14 protein-coding genes are annotated in these 14,518 nt (G+C 42.2%); 10 read left to right on the top strand and 4 right to left on the bottom strand.

Annotation, left to right across the window (positions count from 1 at the left end; translation table 11 throughout):
• The first annotated feature begins 348 nt into the window (after nt 1-348).
• The gene (locus MHH86_RS30540) at nt 349-1,761 is read left to right on the top strand and encodes an alanine/glycine:cation symporter family protein (protein WP_036682317.1); all 1,413 of its coding nucleotides are present in this window, start codon (nt 349-351) and stop codon (nt 1,759-1,761) included.
• Nucleotides 1,762-1,898: 137 nt separating this feature from the next.
• On the opposite strand, the gene MHH86_RS30535 is transcribed toward MHH86_RS30540, so the two are convergent.
• Nucleotides 1,899-2,300, bottom strand: a complete 402-nt coding sequence (locus MHH86_RS30535) for a RidA family protein (RefSeq protein WP_036682315.1) — start codon at nt 2,298-2,300, stop codon at nt 1,899-1,901.
• Nucleotides 2,301-2,715: 415 nt separating this feature from the next.
• On the opposite strand from MHH86_RS30535, the gene MHH86_RS30530 reads away from it, so the two are divergent.
• The 3 genes from MHH86_RS30530 to MHH86_RS30520 all read left to right on the top strand — a co-directional run bounded on the left by MHH86_RS30530 (nt 2,716) and on the right by MHH86_RS30520 (nt 5,269).
• Nucleotides 2,716-3,282 carry a TetR/AcrR family transcriptional regulator gene (locus MHH86_RS30530; RefSeq protein WP_076222395.1) on the top strand — a complete coding sequence of 189 codons (567 nt, stop codon included), beginning with the start codon at nt 2,716-2,718 and terminating at the stop codon, nt 3,280-3,282.
• Nucleotides 3,279-3,815, top strand: a complete 537-nt coding sequence (locus MHH86_RS30525) for a DUF2798 domain-containing protein (protein WP_036682312.1) — start codon at nt 3,279-3,281, stop codon at nt 3,813-3,815. Before MHH86_RS30530 ends, MHH86_RS30525 begins: the two co-directional genes overlap by 4 nt.
• Nucleotides 3,816-4,087: 272 nt before the next feature.
• Nucleotides 4,088-5,269, top strand: coding sequence for a multidrug effflux MFS transporter (locus MHH86_RS30520; protein WP_342479575.1), 1,182 nt, complete (start codon nt 4,088-4,090; stop codon nt 5,267-5,269).
• Nucleotides 5,270-5,375: 106 nt separating this feature from the next.
• On the opposite strand, the gene MHH86_RS30515 is transcribed toward MHH86_RS30520, so the two are convergent.
• The 3 genes from MHH86_RS30515 to MHH86_RS30505 all read right to left on the bottom strand — a co-directional run bounded on the left by MHH86_RS30515 (nt 5,376) and on the right by MHH86_RS30505 (nt 8,160).
• Entirely contained in the window at nt 5,376-6,266 is an 891-nt protein-coding gene (locus MHH86_RS30515; protein ID WP_036682309.1) for a diacylglycerol kinase family protein, read from the bottom strand.
• Between the two features lie 135 nt (nt 6,267-6,401).
• On the bottom strand, nt 6,402-7,385 hold the full coding sequence (gene guaC, locus MHH86_RS30510; RefSeq protein ID WP_036682307.1) for a GMP reductase: 984 nt from the start codon (nt 7,383-7,385) through the stop codon (nt 6,402-6,404).
• 166 nt (nt 7,386-7,551) lie between these two features.
• The gene (locus tag MHH86_RS30505) at nt 7,552-8,160 is read right to left on the bottom strand and encodes a LysE/ArgO family amino acid transporter (protein ID WP_342479574.1); all 609 of its coding nucleotides are present in this window, start codon (nt 8,158-8,160) and stop codon (nt 7,552-7,554) included.
• 281 nt (nt 8,161-8,441) lie between these two features.
• Between MHH86_RS30505 and MHH86_RS30500 the strand changes: the two genes are divergently transcribed.
• The 6 genes from MHH86_RS30500 (at nt 8,442) to MHH86_RS30475 (ending at nt 14,510) form a co-directional block, all read left to right on the top strand.
• Complete coding sequence (locus tag MHH86_RS30500) at nt 8,442-10,232, top strand: hybrid sensor histidine kinase/response regulator transcription factor (protein ID WP_076140606.1); 1,791 nt, start codon at nt 8,442-8,444, stop codon at nt 10,230-10,232.
• A gap of 188 nt (nt 10,233-10,420) precedes the next feature.
• Nucleotides 10,421-11,017 (top strand): sensor domain-containing protein, encoded by a 597-nt coding sequence (locus tag MHH86_RS30495; RefSeq protein ID WP_036682302.1) that lies wholly within the window; start codon nt 10,421-10,423, stop codon nt 11,015-11,017.
• A 23-nt stretch (nt 11,018-11,040) separates the two neighbouring features.
• Nucleotides 11,041-11,646 carry a hypothetical protein gene (locus MHH86_RS30490; RefSeq protein ID WP_036682300.1) on the top strand — a complete coding sequence of 202 codons (606 nt, stop codon included), beginning with the start codon at nt 11,041-11,043 and terminating at the stop codon, nt 11,644-11,646.
• Nucleotides 11,646-12,410, top strand: coding sequence for a polysaccharide deacetylase family protein (locus MHH86_RS30485; protein ID WP_052097389.1), 765 nt, complete (start codon nt 11,646-11,648; stop codon nt 12,408-12,410). Before MHH86_RS30490 ends, MHH86_RS30485 begins: the two co-directional genes overlap by 1 nt.
• Before the next feature lie 104 nt (nt 12,411-12,514).
• Nucleotides 12,515-13,753 (top strand): amidohydrolase, encoded by a 1,239-nt coding sequence (locus tag MHH86_RS30480; RefSeq protein WP_036682298.1) that lies wholly within the window; start codon nt 12,515-12,517, stop codon nt 13,751-13,753.
• Nucleotides 13,754-13,850: 97 nt separating this feature from the next.
• Entirely contained in the window at nt 13,851-14,510 is a 660-nt protein-coding gene (locus MHH86_RS30475) for a uracil-DNA glycosylase family protein (protein ID WP_235219470.1), read from the top strand.
• Nucleotides 14,511-14,518: the final 8 nt, after the last annotated feature.

Here is a 14,518-nt window from a genome sequence, read left to right as displayed (position 1 = left end):
CAAGATAACACTGGAAGTGGATGTCTCAAGCGATCCCATAGTTGGATGGTTCAAAACAACGGTGGGATCAAACCAAATGTTCTCCACGATATAAATACGCGCATACATTGTAGTCATACATTTCTTGCACCGGATGCTTTTTCATTTTTTTTATAATACCTAGATGAATCTAAAGGAGCTTGTGTACTCAGATGAAGATGGAGAAATAGCTCTCACACCGGTGTAAGGTATGGTGTCGCTGGCTAATTTTTTTTGTTGGCTTTTGAAATAAGGGCTGTTATATTTGAAAATACTATGTAACTTAAGGTTCAGCAACTGGGTATCGACACAATGGAGAGGCGGATTCACATGCAACAAATGTTAGACAGTATGATTAGCGCAACAAATGACTTTCTTTGGTCGAAAATTTTGGTGGTTCTGCTTATTGTTTGTGGAATTTATTTCACCATTCGATCGAAGTTTGTTCAGTTTGGCATGTTTAAAGAAATGTTTAGGGTCCTTAAAGAGTCCAATGAAAGGTCAAAAGATTCCATTTCGTCGTTTCAGGCTTTCTGTATCAGTATGGCAGCAAGGGTTGGGACAGGGAATATTACAGGGATCGCAATTGCTATCGCAATAGGTGGACCAGGAGCTGTTTTTTGGATGTGGGTCATAGCTATTATTGGATCAGCGTCCGGATTTATTGAAAGTACTCTGGCACAGGTGTATAAAGTGAAGGACAAGACTGGATTTCGTGGTGGTCCCGCCTATTATATGGAGCAAGGCCTGAAAAAACGTTGGATGGGCGCGGTATTTGCGGTTTTGATCACGTTATCCTTTGGTCTTGTATTTAATGCAGTTCAATCCAATACGATTACAGTGGCCTTTGAGAATTCATTTGGCACTAATCGGGTGATTCTTGGACTTGTAGTCGCTGCTGCTTTTGCGGCTGTTATCTTTGGTGGGGTTAAACGTATTGCTAGAATGTCCGAATATATTGTAGTGGTAATGGCAGGGATCTATATTGGGGCCGCTGTTATTATTATGTTAATTAATATTACGGAAATACCGGCGATTCTGGCGCTTATTGTGAAAAGTGCTTTTGGATTTGAACAAATCGCGGGGGGATCTTTTGGGGCAGTCATTCTGCAAGGGGTGAAAAGAGGACTATTCTCCAACGAAGCGGGGATGGGTAGTGCTCCAAATGCTGCGGCAACTGCAACAACTAGTCATCCGGTGAAACAAGGGCTGATGCAAGCGCTGGGTGTACTTACAGACACGTTACTTATTTGTTCGAGTACTGCTTTTATTATCTTGTTATCTGATGCGTATAAACAGCCAGGGCTGGATGGAATTAAGCTGACACAAGCGGCATTAAGCGAACATATTGGTTCGTGGGCCTCTGGATCCCTAGCGATCATGATTTTGTTGTTTGCTTTCAGTACGTTAATCGGAAATTATTATTATGGTGAGACCAATATAGAATTCTTGAACTCCAATAAAAAAGTATTACTATTCTATAGATACAGCGTCTTGGCGATGATTATTTTTGGCTCCGTAGCTAAGGTTCAATTGGTATGGGATTTGGCTGATTTATTTATGGGCTTCATGGTCATCGTGAATTTGATCGCTATTCTTCTATTATCTAAGGTGGCCTTTGCCGCCCTACAGGATTATAAGCGCCAGAAGCGTGCAGGCAAGGACCCTGTCTTTTATAAAGATAGCATAGAGGGTTTGGAGAACGTGGAATGTTGGGACAATTCTTCAGATATAAAAACATAGTAGGGTAAGTATTTGAGGGCTCAGGAAACTGAGCCCTTTTTGGTATAAAGGGGTAGTTAGAAAAACGAGCCTTTAGAATCGCTTCTAAGGCTCGTTTGGTGTACAGAAAATTAAATTACTCCCTCTTGATTTAGGGTTTAACCAGCAGCCCATACATCTAACTCAATTTTTAATTCAGGTAACCCTAATCCTTTAATATAAGCAATTGTCATTGAAGGAGGTGTCATGCCGAATACTTTATTCCAAATTTCATAGAAATGGTTCCAATCGATTTCTTCCGTAGCCCAAATGTTGATTTTGATTACATTATCAGGTGTTAGCCTTTGAGAAGAAAGGACTTCAACAATATTACTCATCGTATTTGTTACCTGTTGGTTAAAATCTGTAGGGATATGATTGTTTTGATCGATTCCAATTTGGCCAGAAAATACATACATTTCAGCATTTCTACTTATTTTTGTTACATGACTATAGTTACCAACCGGTTTAGCAATATTCTCTGGATTATATCTTGTAATAACATTATTATTTAAGTTCATTTTGTGAATTCTCCTTTAAATAGAAGATACATACCGATATCTAAGTTATATATCTCCGCTGTTTTTTAGTTTCTTTTAATTTTTGACAGACCTATCCTATCAATAATTAATTCTAGAAAAAAACAGCAGTAGAATACCCAATACCAAAAGATAGATATTTTAGCGATCTCTTTTTCACCGGGTATTCCTCCTTCATATTTAAAGTAAGATAAGTTTCCTCAGAATGATATCATTAATCCAAGTGATACTGCAACAATTCCACTTTCGACACAATTTTCTAAGCTTTTTTTGCTGTTATAAATGAAAATAATGAAATATTTTTTGAAAAAAAAAGCAAAAAAGACTTACATTATTCTTTTTTATATTGTTATAATAACAAACAGACCGGTTGGTATGTTAGGGGGAGTACGTTATTGTGGATACAAAATCGCTAATGATTGAGACGGCGACACTTCTTTTTCAGCAAAAAGGATATAAAAATGTAGGCGTGAGTGAAATTTTAAAAGCCTGTAATGTGACCAAAGGAGCGCTTTATCATCATTTTCCAAATGGAAAAGAAGAACTATTAATTGCTTGTTTAAAGGGCTTAAATGAAGCAATTACGATAGATATTGAGGATATTTTTAAAAAGCATTCATCGACGTTAGAAGCTACACAATCCATGATTGACAAGTTAGTTCACAACTTAGAAACTGAGGGCACGATTACCGGATATACCTTTAGCAGTATTGTCAGTGAAATGGCTACGGTGAGTGAACCTGTTCGCCAGGCATGTAGCTTGCTCTATGAGAACATGGAACGAATTTACTGCGATAAGCTTGTAACTGAAGGTTATTCGCAGGAATCAGCCTCCGATATGGCTTTGTGGATGACGGCTTCGATTGAAGGGGCGATGATGTTGTGCATAACGCAAAAATCTACAACTCCCTTAAAAACTATCGCCAAACTATTACCGACAATATTGAAAGGAAGAACATCATGAATCAAGAAGCAAGATTACCAAGAAACGGTAAGGAGGGGGCATTATATGGTGCAATCATTTGTACACTGACGGTACTGTTTATGTCTTCAATAAATATCATTTTAGGGGTTGGAGAATTTAATGGTGAGGTTGCCTTAACGATTCTTAAGGTGTTTCCGATCATTTGGGTAATTGTCATGATTATTGAGCCTGTTGTTATTGGCCGTATTGCCGAAAAGCTGACAGCTACATTCACACAACCCACAGATAGCTTCAACGCCAAAATCCTATTCCGTATCTTGTTCACCGTACTAGGGATGTCATTTTGTATGACGTTTATTGGAGACATTATCGGAAACGGGTTGAGTTCTCAAACGTTTAATCACTTCTTAGCCAATTGGCCAAGAAATTTCCTAATTGCACTGTTCGCTGAAAGTATATTAATACAGCCGTTTGCAAGATTTGTGATGGTAAAGCTACATGCTTCTCAGGACAAAAAGAAATCCAGCGCTGTTGGCGTAACTATACATGGATTATCAGAACAAAATTCCTAACCTAAATAAGCTCTCAGGCGAAGCGATTCGTTTGAGAGCTTTTCTATTACCGTGTATAATGATGTTTTGGTTGAATAATTGAAACTCAAATCTTTGCCCGATATCTTTCGGGTAAGCCCTCCTATATAACAATGAAAGCATAACAATGAAAGGTGATTTTCTGACATGATGATCTATAGTCGTCTTGCCATAATGATGCCCCCATTTCCCTAGCTAGGCTCATATTCTTGTAGTTGTTCGAGGATATAAGCTTGTAGGAGGGCGAAAATAAGATGAAAAAATATGCAGCACCATCGTTACTTTTAATGATTGTTCTTGTGGCTTTTCCGCAAATTAGTGAGACGATTTACACCCCATCGTTACCGGATATCGCAGTAGCACTTGGGGCCACCAATAGTTCTGTACAGTTAACGTTAAGTATATATTTTATTGGATTTGCTTTAGGTGTTTTTAGCTGGGGTTGGTTGTCTGACTTCATCGGGCGGAGATCTTCCATGCTGGCTGGACTTCTTGTATACGGTATGGGAAGCCTGATGTGTTTTTACTCAGAATCCATTCATCTGCTGTTAGTCAGCCGGTTTATACAAGCGTTTGGAGCAGCAACAGGTTCGATTATTACCCAAACCATTCTTCGTGAGAGTGTCTCCGGGAATAAACGGCATGTTATGTTTGCCCAAATCTCGGCGGTCATTGCTTTTACTCCCGCAGTAGGTCCGTTAATTGGCGGATGGGTGGATCAAGCTTTTGGTTTTCGAGCGGTTTTCTTTACATTAGTGATGATGAGTGTGTTGTTATTTATGTATGCTTTTTGGAAGCTGCCAGAAACCACTGATGTTTCCATGAGAAAAAAGGTGGCTATTCTGCCTATAGTCAAAAAAATGCTCGCATTGCCACGTGTATTGGTGTTTGGATTACTGATTGGAGGCATCAACGGAATCTTGTTCAGCTATTATGCTGAAGCCCCTTTTATATTTATTGAACACTTTCAGATTTCGCCAGGAGTCTATGGTTTTCTCGGCATTATTGTGGCTTTGGCGTCGATTGTAGGAGCAATGATCTCCAAAAGGTTATTAATCCTCTATGCCCCAGAAAAAATAATTCATATCGGCTGTCTAGTAATGGCGGGCGGAGCCTTGCTATTAACAATCGCAAGCAGTCTTGACTCGCTGCCGGATATGATAGTGATCGTATGTATTCTAATAGCGCTGTTTGTCCTATTAATGGGTGCAGGGATTGCTTTACCTAATTGTCTAAGTCTTGCTCTTGTTCAATTTCAGGATGTTGTAGGAACAGCAGGCGCAATATTTAGCTTGGGCTATTATTTGCTTGTTAGCTTGGCGACGTGGGGAATGAGCGCTCTTCATAATGGTTCATTACTGACGATGCCTATTTATTTCTTGGGGATTAGCGGCGGAATGTGGTTATTAGGCAAAAAATTTATTGTAGTGGAATAGAAATAACTTCTTAGTCATTTGATTAGTAGGAAGATATGGATCGGGGCGTCCATAAATTAAGGGCAGCAGTCTGGAACTTTTTGAGTTCCGGACTGCTTTTTGTTTGTTAGTCCACTTCTGGCACAATGACTTGGATATGACGAGGGAGAACACTTAGTGTAATAGGCAAAGTTGGACCTTCTTCGCCATCTACATTGGTTCTTACGGTTTCTGGAGAGCTTACACTTACATTGTGGGCTGTGAAATAGACAACGTCTTTATGATCTTTGAGGGTACCCAGCAGTAAAGATATACTGGCTGTAATGGTATTGAATATACTGAGGTCCAAAATAATAAAACAATGAAGCAGACCGTCGTCAACCGCAGCATCCGGTATTAGATTCTCGAACCCGCCGACTGAGTTGGTTAATACGGCGAGAAAGAGTAAGGAGTCTCCTTGCCATATTTGTTCATCATGGTGAATGACAAGGGGGTGGGCTGTAGGGCTTGTAAGTTGTTTAAGACCTTCTTTCAAGTATGCCAATGAGCCGAGTTTGGTTTTATCTTCGGAGGATACAGAGGATAATGATCCGGCAATTGAACCTACAGCAACAACGTTGCCGAATAGGCGGTCATTTAAGCGACCGATATCTACGTTTTTTAGGTTAGAGGAGGCAAGGGTTTGAATGGCTATTTCGGGATTCAGTGGAATTTGTAATGCACGGGCGAAATCATTAGCCGTTCCTAAAGGAACCACACCTAATATTGGGTGGTGTTCCTGATCGATAAGACCATTAATGGTCTCGTGAAGCGTGCCATCCCCGCCGATAGAGACAACCAGGTCATAACCTTCCTCACAAGCAGTGATGGAATAACGAGTGGCGTCTAGTTCTTTTGCCGTCTCGTTGATCGTAACGGAGTAGTCTTTGTCACTTAGGACTCTTGTTGCGTATCTGACATATTGGCTGGCTTCCTCTTTACCGGATGAGGGGTTAATAATAATCATAGCTTGCCGCATAAGGATAATCCTCTCTATTGTGATCTAATAGAAGTTTATTCTTACCATTACCCCAAAGTAGGCCAGCGGAACTCGTTCTCATAAAAAAAGGTGAGCAAGATTGACCTAAGTCATCCTGCCCACCTGTGTATTCAATTAATAGACTTTATCTCCATTAAAAATGGAGTTCTTAACGATAACGTAATCCACATTACGGATAGCCTCTAATTTATTGCCACCTGCATAAGAGATGGAGGATTGAAGATCCTGCTCCATTTCTCTTAGGGTTTCTGCTAAAGCCCCCTTATGCTCAACCGCAATTTTCTTACCTTCGACGTTCTTCTTTTCACCTTTTTGGTATTCTGAAGCGGAGCCAAAGTATTCTTTATAGAGCTTCCCAGCGATTTCGATGGTTTCACCCGGAGATTCTTCATGACCAGCAAATAGTGAACCAATCATGACCATAGAAGCGCCAAATCGTACGGATTTAGCAATATCACCGTGTGTGCGAATGCCTCCATCGGCAATAATAGGCTTGCTTGCAGCCTTGGCACACAAGCGTAGCGCAGCTAACTGCCAGCCGCCTGTACCGAATCCAGTTTTGATCTTAGTGATACATACCTTCCCTGGTCCAATCCCAACTTTAGTAGCATCAGCCCCAGCGTTTTCTAATTCTCTAACGCCTTCAGGTGTTCCTACATTTCCTGCAATAACAAAACTAGCAGGCAGGTATTGTTTAATATGTTTGATCATCCGAATGACTGCTTCGGAATGGCCATGTGCAATGTCAATTGTAATGAATTCCGGAACCAGCTGTTCTTTGGATAATTGTTCGACGAAATCATACTCTTCTTCTTTAACTCCGACGCTGATGGATGCGATTAATTCACGGGAGTGCATGTCTTTGATGAAAGACGTACGTTTCTCCGGTTCAAAACGATGCATAATGTAGAAATAGCCATTTTGCGCCAAGGAGATAGCGATCTTCTCATCAATGATGGTTTGCATGTTGGCAGGTACCACCGGCAATCTAAATTTATGCCCACCGAGGGTGACTGATGTATCACACTCCGAACGGCTGTTTACGATACATTTTGCAGGAATTAATTGAATATCTTCATAATCGAATACTTCTTTCATAATTTACACCTCTAAATGCGAACATTATAGTATTTTGGTTTGTTAATTGTTCGTCCAAATTGTAATGTACCTCATTCTGCGCCGTAAGTCAAAATTCTAGTACATTATGGTGTAAATTGGACATAATTATACGGCAAATTCGTGTACGGCATTCTTTTCCCTCCATTTAAAAAAGCTTGAAGGCAATATAAGCAGCAACGGTCCAGATAATGATCGCGGAGATCTTATTAATGATCCGCATGATTTTGCCACTTGAGTCGATTTGTCCTACGGTTTTTCCGGCTACAGCCAGCCCAAAGAACCAAATCCATGACACTAGGATAGTCGCGCCAGCAAATACAACTTTGTCTACACCTGTGTAACTAAGCGAGCTAGTGCCGATAACGCCAATAGTATCCAAAATCGCATGTGGATTTAATAAAGAAACGGACAGCGCGAACAGGATTTGTTTTTTGGAGGATAAAGGGGTTGCGTCTTGCGCTGACGATGCCGGTGTACTTTTCCAGATAGACCATCCCATATACAAAAGAAATAAAAGTCCTACAGCAAATAAAGCGGTCTGCAGAACGGGGATGGCAAACACAAGGACTGAAACACCTAATACGGCTAATAAAATATGCAGGGTATCGCATAAAGCGGCTGTAACAATAACGGGAATGGCTTTTTTAAAATGTGGCTGCGAGGCCCCTTGGTTAAATACAAAGACATTTTGTGCGCCAAGTGGAAGAATTAATCCAAAGGCTAGTGCAATGCCATGAAGTAGTGCGGCTAACATAGTTATTATTCCCCCGATACTGGTCATACGTTATAAAATTTACGGACCTATTGGTTTGATTGGTCTACTACAATTTTATGGACAAATAATATGTACTATCATACAGTCTGGGCTTTGCTTTAAAAAGCTGCTTATTCAGAGGGACATTGAATGATCAATTACACTAATTACACCATTAGTAAAAATGTCATCTCAACTCATGACTTTTTGTAACTAGTGAGTCCTTAAGGGGTTACACTATAATAAAGATTAAGTCAGCAGAGTATATAGGGGGAAATGTCTTGTTTAATCTGGTCAAACAGTGGTTCTGGTACGATTGGCTCGTCCTCCTGTTTCGGATTTGTTTTTCTACTTCTTTTTTGGTCACCATGTGTTATCTTTCGGAGGATTTTACGATTCCGTTCTGGATCGCGTTTGTTTGGGGCGTGGTCTCTTTTTCTGTGCCTTGGTTTTGTTTGCAGCTGCACTACAAGTATTATCTGATGGCGGAGATCCTCTTTTCGGGTGGACTTTGCTTATATTTGGCTGCTTTGTTTCCTGAATCGTACGTAACTTTTCTGCCTATCGCTTTTATGATTGCCAGCAATAGTGCAGAGAAGTCCTATCGTTGGACAGCTCCGATCACGGTCATTTTGATTCCAATTATGTTATCTAGATTGTCACAACAAATGGATGCTGTATCAATGATTTTTAACATGGGTTTAGTGTATACGCTTGGGTTCGCTTTTCATTTACTAGTGGTGAATCACAAGCAGGGTAGAATTATTAAGGAGCAAAATGCTGTTTTAGAGCAGTATATCTCGCAAGTTGAACGTATGACACTTCTGGAAGAACGAGATCGTTTATCCAAAGATCTGCATGATACGGTGGGGCATTCTTATACTTCAATTATTATGGGGCTAGAGACTTTACGTTCGGAGGTGAACACCTCTGAAGGAGAGCACAAAATAGATGCCTTGTTAAAGCTAACCCGCAATGGCTTGGATGATGTTCGGCGATATTTGCACCATGTGGGCGCTTCGGAGGATGCATTGACGCTTATGCAGTCCCTACAGAAATTAGTGGATGACTTCCAGACCTTCTCCAAGGTTAAGATTCGCTTAAGAACATTCGGAGAGCCGTATACAGTATCTAAGCAGGCCCAAATGGCACTATACAGATGTTTGCAGGAGTCGATAACCAACGCTGCACGTCATGGTCACGCCACTGAAATTGTTATCAGCTTACATTATGAAGAGAAGTTGATTCGGCTGGATGTGCAGGATAATGGATTAGGCACTGAAGATTTAAAAGCAGGATTTGGTGTCAATGCGATGAAGGAGCGTGCCTCCAACTTGCAAGGACAGGTGTATTTCTACTCTAAGCCAGGGGAAGGAACCTTAGTGACCTGCAGTTTACCAAGGCTTGAAGAGATACAGGAGGAAACGGTTCGTTTATTGCTGGTGGATGATCAACCCTATATCCGCGATAGTCTGCGAATTATTCTAGAGCAGGAGCCGGATTTTGCGATTATTGGGTTAGCTGAGAATGGTGAACAAGCAATAAGCCTCTGCGAGCAGGAACAACCTCACGTGGTGCTGATGGACTTAAATATGCCAGGCATGGACGGTGCAGAAGCGACTAAGCTTATTAAGCAAAAGTGGCCAGGGGTACGAGTGTTGATCCTGACTACTTTTCAAGAAGCAGATATGGCAGTCGAGGCACTGCAAAATGGGGCAGATGGTTACTTGTTAAAGTCTACCGAGCCGCAGGAGCTGTTCGAAGGAATACGTCTCGTACATCGGGGCGTAAAGATGATTACACCCGATATTACGAATGTATTAATTGATCACTATGAGATGCATCCAGCTTCAGAGGCGCCGCCGACGGAGAAGAATAATGAATATGGGCTGACCTCGCGTGAGCTGGAGATTCTAGAATGCCTCTCGAAGGGAATGCGTTATAAATCTATTGCCGCTAAACTATATCTGTCTGATGGAACGGTGAGAAATTACGCATCCACCATCTATGCTAAGCTCGGGGTACGAAACCGTGAGGAGGCAGTCGAGAAGGCTTTTGGCATTTCGGATTAACGCTGACTAAATCTAAATCAGTTAAAATTGAGAAACACCTTATTGTTTGCTTTCCCTTGTGGGAGTGGGCAGTAGGGTGTTTTTTTGTCATATGACATTATGGCACTGGTCGATTTTACACCAAAAGCACTAGCATAAGAGTTGCTTAGATATGAACAATTTTTTATTGCAGAGAGGGAGAGAAAAGCATGAATCAAATGATCCGGAAACATGTGAGAAATTTCTGTTTCTTATTAATTACTTTTGCCACAGGGCTATTTTACTTTTGTTTTTATTTGGTGGGTATTACCTTTGGAGTTGCGATGTCCTTCACCTTAGTGGGGATTCCGATCCTCTATTATGTTTTGCGTTCTACCGAGACTTTTTTACAGTATGAGCGAATTCGAACTAAAGTCTATACCGATATCTCCGTTCGCACGCTACCAACCCGATCTCACGAAGAAGGCAGCTTGTGGGAAAAGGTGAAGATGGAGTTGCAGGATAATCATAACTGGAGAGCGATTATAGGGTTGATGTTGCAACTTGGCATCGGCATGGTCAGTCTCATTTGTGCCACTCTTTTTTACTTGACCCCTATTATTCTCCTGTTGTCACCTATCCTGTATTTATTAGATGTATCCTCTATAACGCTATTTGGGATTGAAAATAAAACATTCAACATCTCACTTTTCTTCATGTTGTTAGGTGCAGTGTCTCTATGGATAGGTGCTTATCTCGGAAACAGTCTGGTAAAGATGATCGGCAGGTATACGCGGCGTTTAGTGAAGGATTTTGCTAGAAGATAAACTCAAACAGGAAAGAAGGAAAAATGATGATAACCTCAGTTCCATTTATAAAATTATTCTCACAATCCCTTTGGATGATGTGGGAGAACGTATTTGCTGTCATCACCAAATTTCGTAGTCAGTCCGTGCGTAGATACGGGATATGTAAATTGGTAGTGTTGAAATATCACGGAGAAATTTTGGTCTGCCAAGATGGGCAACGGATACTTCCGGGAGATTGGGTGGGTGAGCTTCATTTGGACAATCGCCAGATCGTGCAGCTGACACGTACGCTTGGCGCAGATCGGGCCGGAATTCGTACGGCACGCATGCTTCGCGAGGCTATGAAGGAGATCAGTCGTGATCTAGACAGCAATCCGGAACTAAGCAAAGTAAATGCGCTAACCGGGATTACGCTGCTTCACCGGGGGATTATTCATGGAATAGGTTTTGAGCAGCGCCCCATCAAGTCCAAATGGCAGCGGCACTGGTTCGGGATATACCTTCGTTTCTTACTGCGCATGCTGCATCCGGAAGGGAAACATCGTGTAGAGGACAGCACAGAGAAGTTATCTCCCATGATGCTTGTGCTTAGTAAGCAGTCCTTGAAAGCGCGGTTTGCCCCGCGTAAGACAGAGGCGGCTTCCTAATGTGGGCCTTCATAATTTTAGCAGTGGATGTGATTGTTCTTTATATGATCGTTCCTTTTGCACTTACCCGAATATTGGGATGGGGGGTTCACTCGGACGTAGGTGCAGAGAAGGAAATTGCCTTTACGTTCGATGACGGTCCGGATCCTTGTTATACACCTGAACTTCTAGATCTATTAAAAGAGCATGGCATAAAGGCGACCTTCTTCGTATTAGGCAAAAAGGCAAAGCAATATCCGGAATTGATCGAGCGTATGCACAGAGAAGGACACCAAATCGGCATTCATAATTATACTCATACACCCAACTGGATCCACTTCCCCTGGACCAATAGACGGAAGCAAGTAGATCGCACAGCAGACATTGTTGAGCGAATTACAGGAGAGCGGCCTATCTTTTACCGCCCACCTTGGGGGCTTCTTAATTTAGGGGATTTCTTTTTGCTAAGAGAATCTTATCGAATCGTATTGTGGTCTGTCATGGTCGGAGATTGGAAAGCTTCACTGAGTGCAGAACAATTAAAGGATGCCTTAATAAAAAAAATAAAACCAGGCTCAATCATTGTTCTACACGACAGCGGAGATACACCGTGGGCAGATGAAGAAGCGCCCTTGAATATGATCACTGGATTAGAAGAAGTCTTAAAAGAAATGGATAAAAAGGGTCTGAAGTGTCTTCGGATGGATGAACTGCTGAACAAGGAAGTTAGTCATAGTAGAGAAGCTAGATCCAGAGTCAAACATCGGGGGCAGATTGATCTGTAGCTATTGAAATTTCTCAATCATTTTTTATATGGCAAGGGCTATGGTAACATTTAGAGTAAAGCGGTCCGTACCTATATAAATTGTTGAGAAAAGGATGGGGTAGCATGTTGAATGCTTCTTACTGGTTAACCAATATAAGATTAGAACAAGGTTATGTTATTGAGGATGGGCAAGTAGCGGGTACGAATACGAAGATTTGTCATCTCCGCATTGACGGGGATAAGATATCAGAAGTTGTTGGAGCAGACATAGAGCTTCAGAGCCAGCTCCCGAAATATGACTGTAAAGAGTTGTTGATGTTGCCTTCTTTCGAAGAAGCACATATCCATTTAGATAAAACGTATTACGGTGGACCATGGAGAGCGGTAAAGCCTGCGTCCAGTGTTTTCGAACGGATTGAGGAAGAGAAGGTATTATTGCCTAAGCTGCTGCCCATGGCGAGACAACAAGCAGAGAGCATCCTGACGCTTATTCAGGGGTTTGGTGCCACACATGTGCGTAGCCATTGCAATATTGAGCCTGTCAGCGGTTTGCAGCGATTAGAGGCAACTGTACAAGCATTAAATACATTCGCGGGCACAATTTCAGCTGAAATTGTGGCGTTTCCCCAGCATGGCCTGCTGCGCTCGGATTCTGTGCAACTGGTAAAACAATCTCTGGCAGAGGGGGCAACCTTTGTAGGCGGAGTAGATCCTTATACGGTGGATGGAGATATCGAGAAGTCACTTCAGACGATGGTGGAACTAGCAGTGATGAGTAATGCCGGCATTGATATTCATTTACATGATGGAAAAGAAGCGGGAAAGAAAACACTGACGCGGTTAGCTGATCTGACGGAAGAAGCTGGCTTGCAAGGAAAGGTCACGGTCAGTCATGCGTTCTGGTTCGCAGGAGCTCAGCAGCAAGAGGCAGAAGAGGTAGCTAAACGGATGGCATCACTGGGTATGACTATTGCATCCACAGTGCCTATTGGAAGAATGATGATGCCACTTCCGATGCTGCATAGCCAAGGGGTAAAAGTGAAGCTGGCAACAGATAGCCTTACCGATCACTGGTCCCCTTTTGGTAATGGAGATCAATTGGAAAAGGCAGGACGTTACGCGGAGTTGTACGGCTGCAACGATGAATTGGCATTATCTCAATCCCTCGGATTTATAACAGGAGGATTAACACCCCTTGATCCAAAAGGCGAGCAGGTATGGCCAAAGGTTGGCGACACTGCTAGCTTTGTGCTGTTGCATGCCAGCTGTTCGGCAGAAGCAGTAGCCCGAAGAGCGCAGCGCCAAGCTGTCTGGTACGAAGGCCGTCTGGTGAGTGGTTCGATAACAAATAGAGACCTGTGAGGCAGATGATATGCTCCTCTCTAACTATCTGCATCAGTATAAATCGGCGATCCTCTCACTCCCGAAGGGTACAGTGCTAACTAAAGAGGATCTGCAGGTGGATAAGCTTCTAATGGAGCGTAATGGCAAGGTGGAAATGTATTATGCCCCCCATAATGAATACATTAATCCTTCTGCTAAGATGATCATTATAGGGTTAACGCCCGGGTTCACACAAATGGGCATAGCGATACAAGAAGCGATCATAGGTCTGGAAGCTGGTTTATCAGATGAAGAGGTATGTAGGACAGCGAAGGAAGCGGCGAGATTCGCAGGCTCCATGCGGAACACGTTAATTCATATGTTAGATACACTTAAACTGCATCAACACTTGAACCTAACCTCTTGTGAAGAACTATTTCAGCAGCAGCAGACGATCCTGCACACCAGCTCTTTATTGCGTTTTCCTGTGTTCGTGGATAAGAAAAATTATAGTGGGACCCAGCCCAAGCTACTTTCAAATTCATTCCTCAGGGCGCAGGCATTATCTTCCTTGCGTGAGGAGCTGAACATACTGAGCCGGGCCTTAATTATTCCCTTAGGAAAAACAGTGGAAAGTATACTTCAACTCCTTGTGTCCGCAGGTGAGCTAGATAAACAACGCTGCTTATGGGGATTTCCCCACCCCTCGGGCGCCAACGGACATCGATATAAGCAGTTCGCCAGCCATCAAGAACAGATGATGAAGATACTGCATAATCATTCATGGAAGGGCTGATTCAAGCT

This window comes from Paenibacillus sp. FSL F4-0097, assembly GCF_038593125.1.
GTDB classification, from domain to species: Bacteria; Bacillota; Bacilli; order Paenibacillales; family Paenibacillaceae; genus Paenibacillus_AQ; species Paenibacillus_AQ odorifer.
This window is presented reverse-complemented; position numbering and strand designations above follow the sequence as displayed.

What these genes read in the sequence shown, in the direction of transcription:
- MHH86_RS30540 (WP_036682317.1), top strand. Translation starts at nt 349, where the DNA reads ATGCAACAAATGTTAGACAGTATGATTAGCGCAACAAATGACTTTCTT.
- MHH86_RS30535 (WP_036682315.1), bottom strand. Translation starts at nt 2,300, where the DNA reads ATGAACTTAAATAATAATGTTATTACAAGATATAATCCAGAGAATATT.
- MHH86_RS30525 (WP_036682312.1), top strand. Translation starts at nt 3,279, where the DNA reads ATGAATCAAGAAGCAAGATTACCAAGAAACGGTAAGGAGGGGGCATTA.
- MHH86_RS30520 (WP_342479575.1), top strand. Translation starts at nt 4,088, where the DNA reads ATGAAAAAATATGCAGCACCATCGTTACTTTTAATGATTGTTCTTGTG.
- MHH86_RS30515 (WP_036682309.1), bottom strand. Translation starts at nt 6,266, where the DNA reads ATGCGGCAAGCTATGATTATTATTAACCCCTCATCCGGTAAAGAGGAA.
- guaC (WP_036682307.1), bottom strand. Translation starts at nt 7,385, where the DNA reads ATGAAAGAAGTATTCGATTATGAAGATATTCAATTAATTCCTGCAAAA.
- MHH86_RS30505 (WP_342479574.1), bottom strand. Translation starts at nt 8,160, where the DNA reads ATGTTAGCCGCACTACTTCATGGCATTGCACTAGCCTTTGGATTAATT.
- MHH86_RS30495 (WP_036682302.1), top strand. Translation starts at nt 10,421, where the DNA reads ATGAATCAAATGATCCGGAAACATGTGAGAAATTTCTGTTTCTTATTA.
- MHH86_RS30490 (WP_036682300.1), top strand. Translation starts at nt 11,041, where the DNA reads ATGATGATAACCTCAGTTCCATTTATAAAATTATTCTCACAATCCCTT.
- MHH86_RS30485 (WP_052097389.1), top strand. Translation starts at nt 11,646, where the DNA reads ATGTGGGCCTTCATAATTTTAGCAGTGGATGTGATTGTTCTTTATATG.
- MHH86_RS30480 (WP_036682298.1), top strand. Translation starts at nt 12,515, where the DNA reads ATGTTGAATGCTTCTTACTGGTTAACCAATATAAGATTAGAACAAGGT.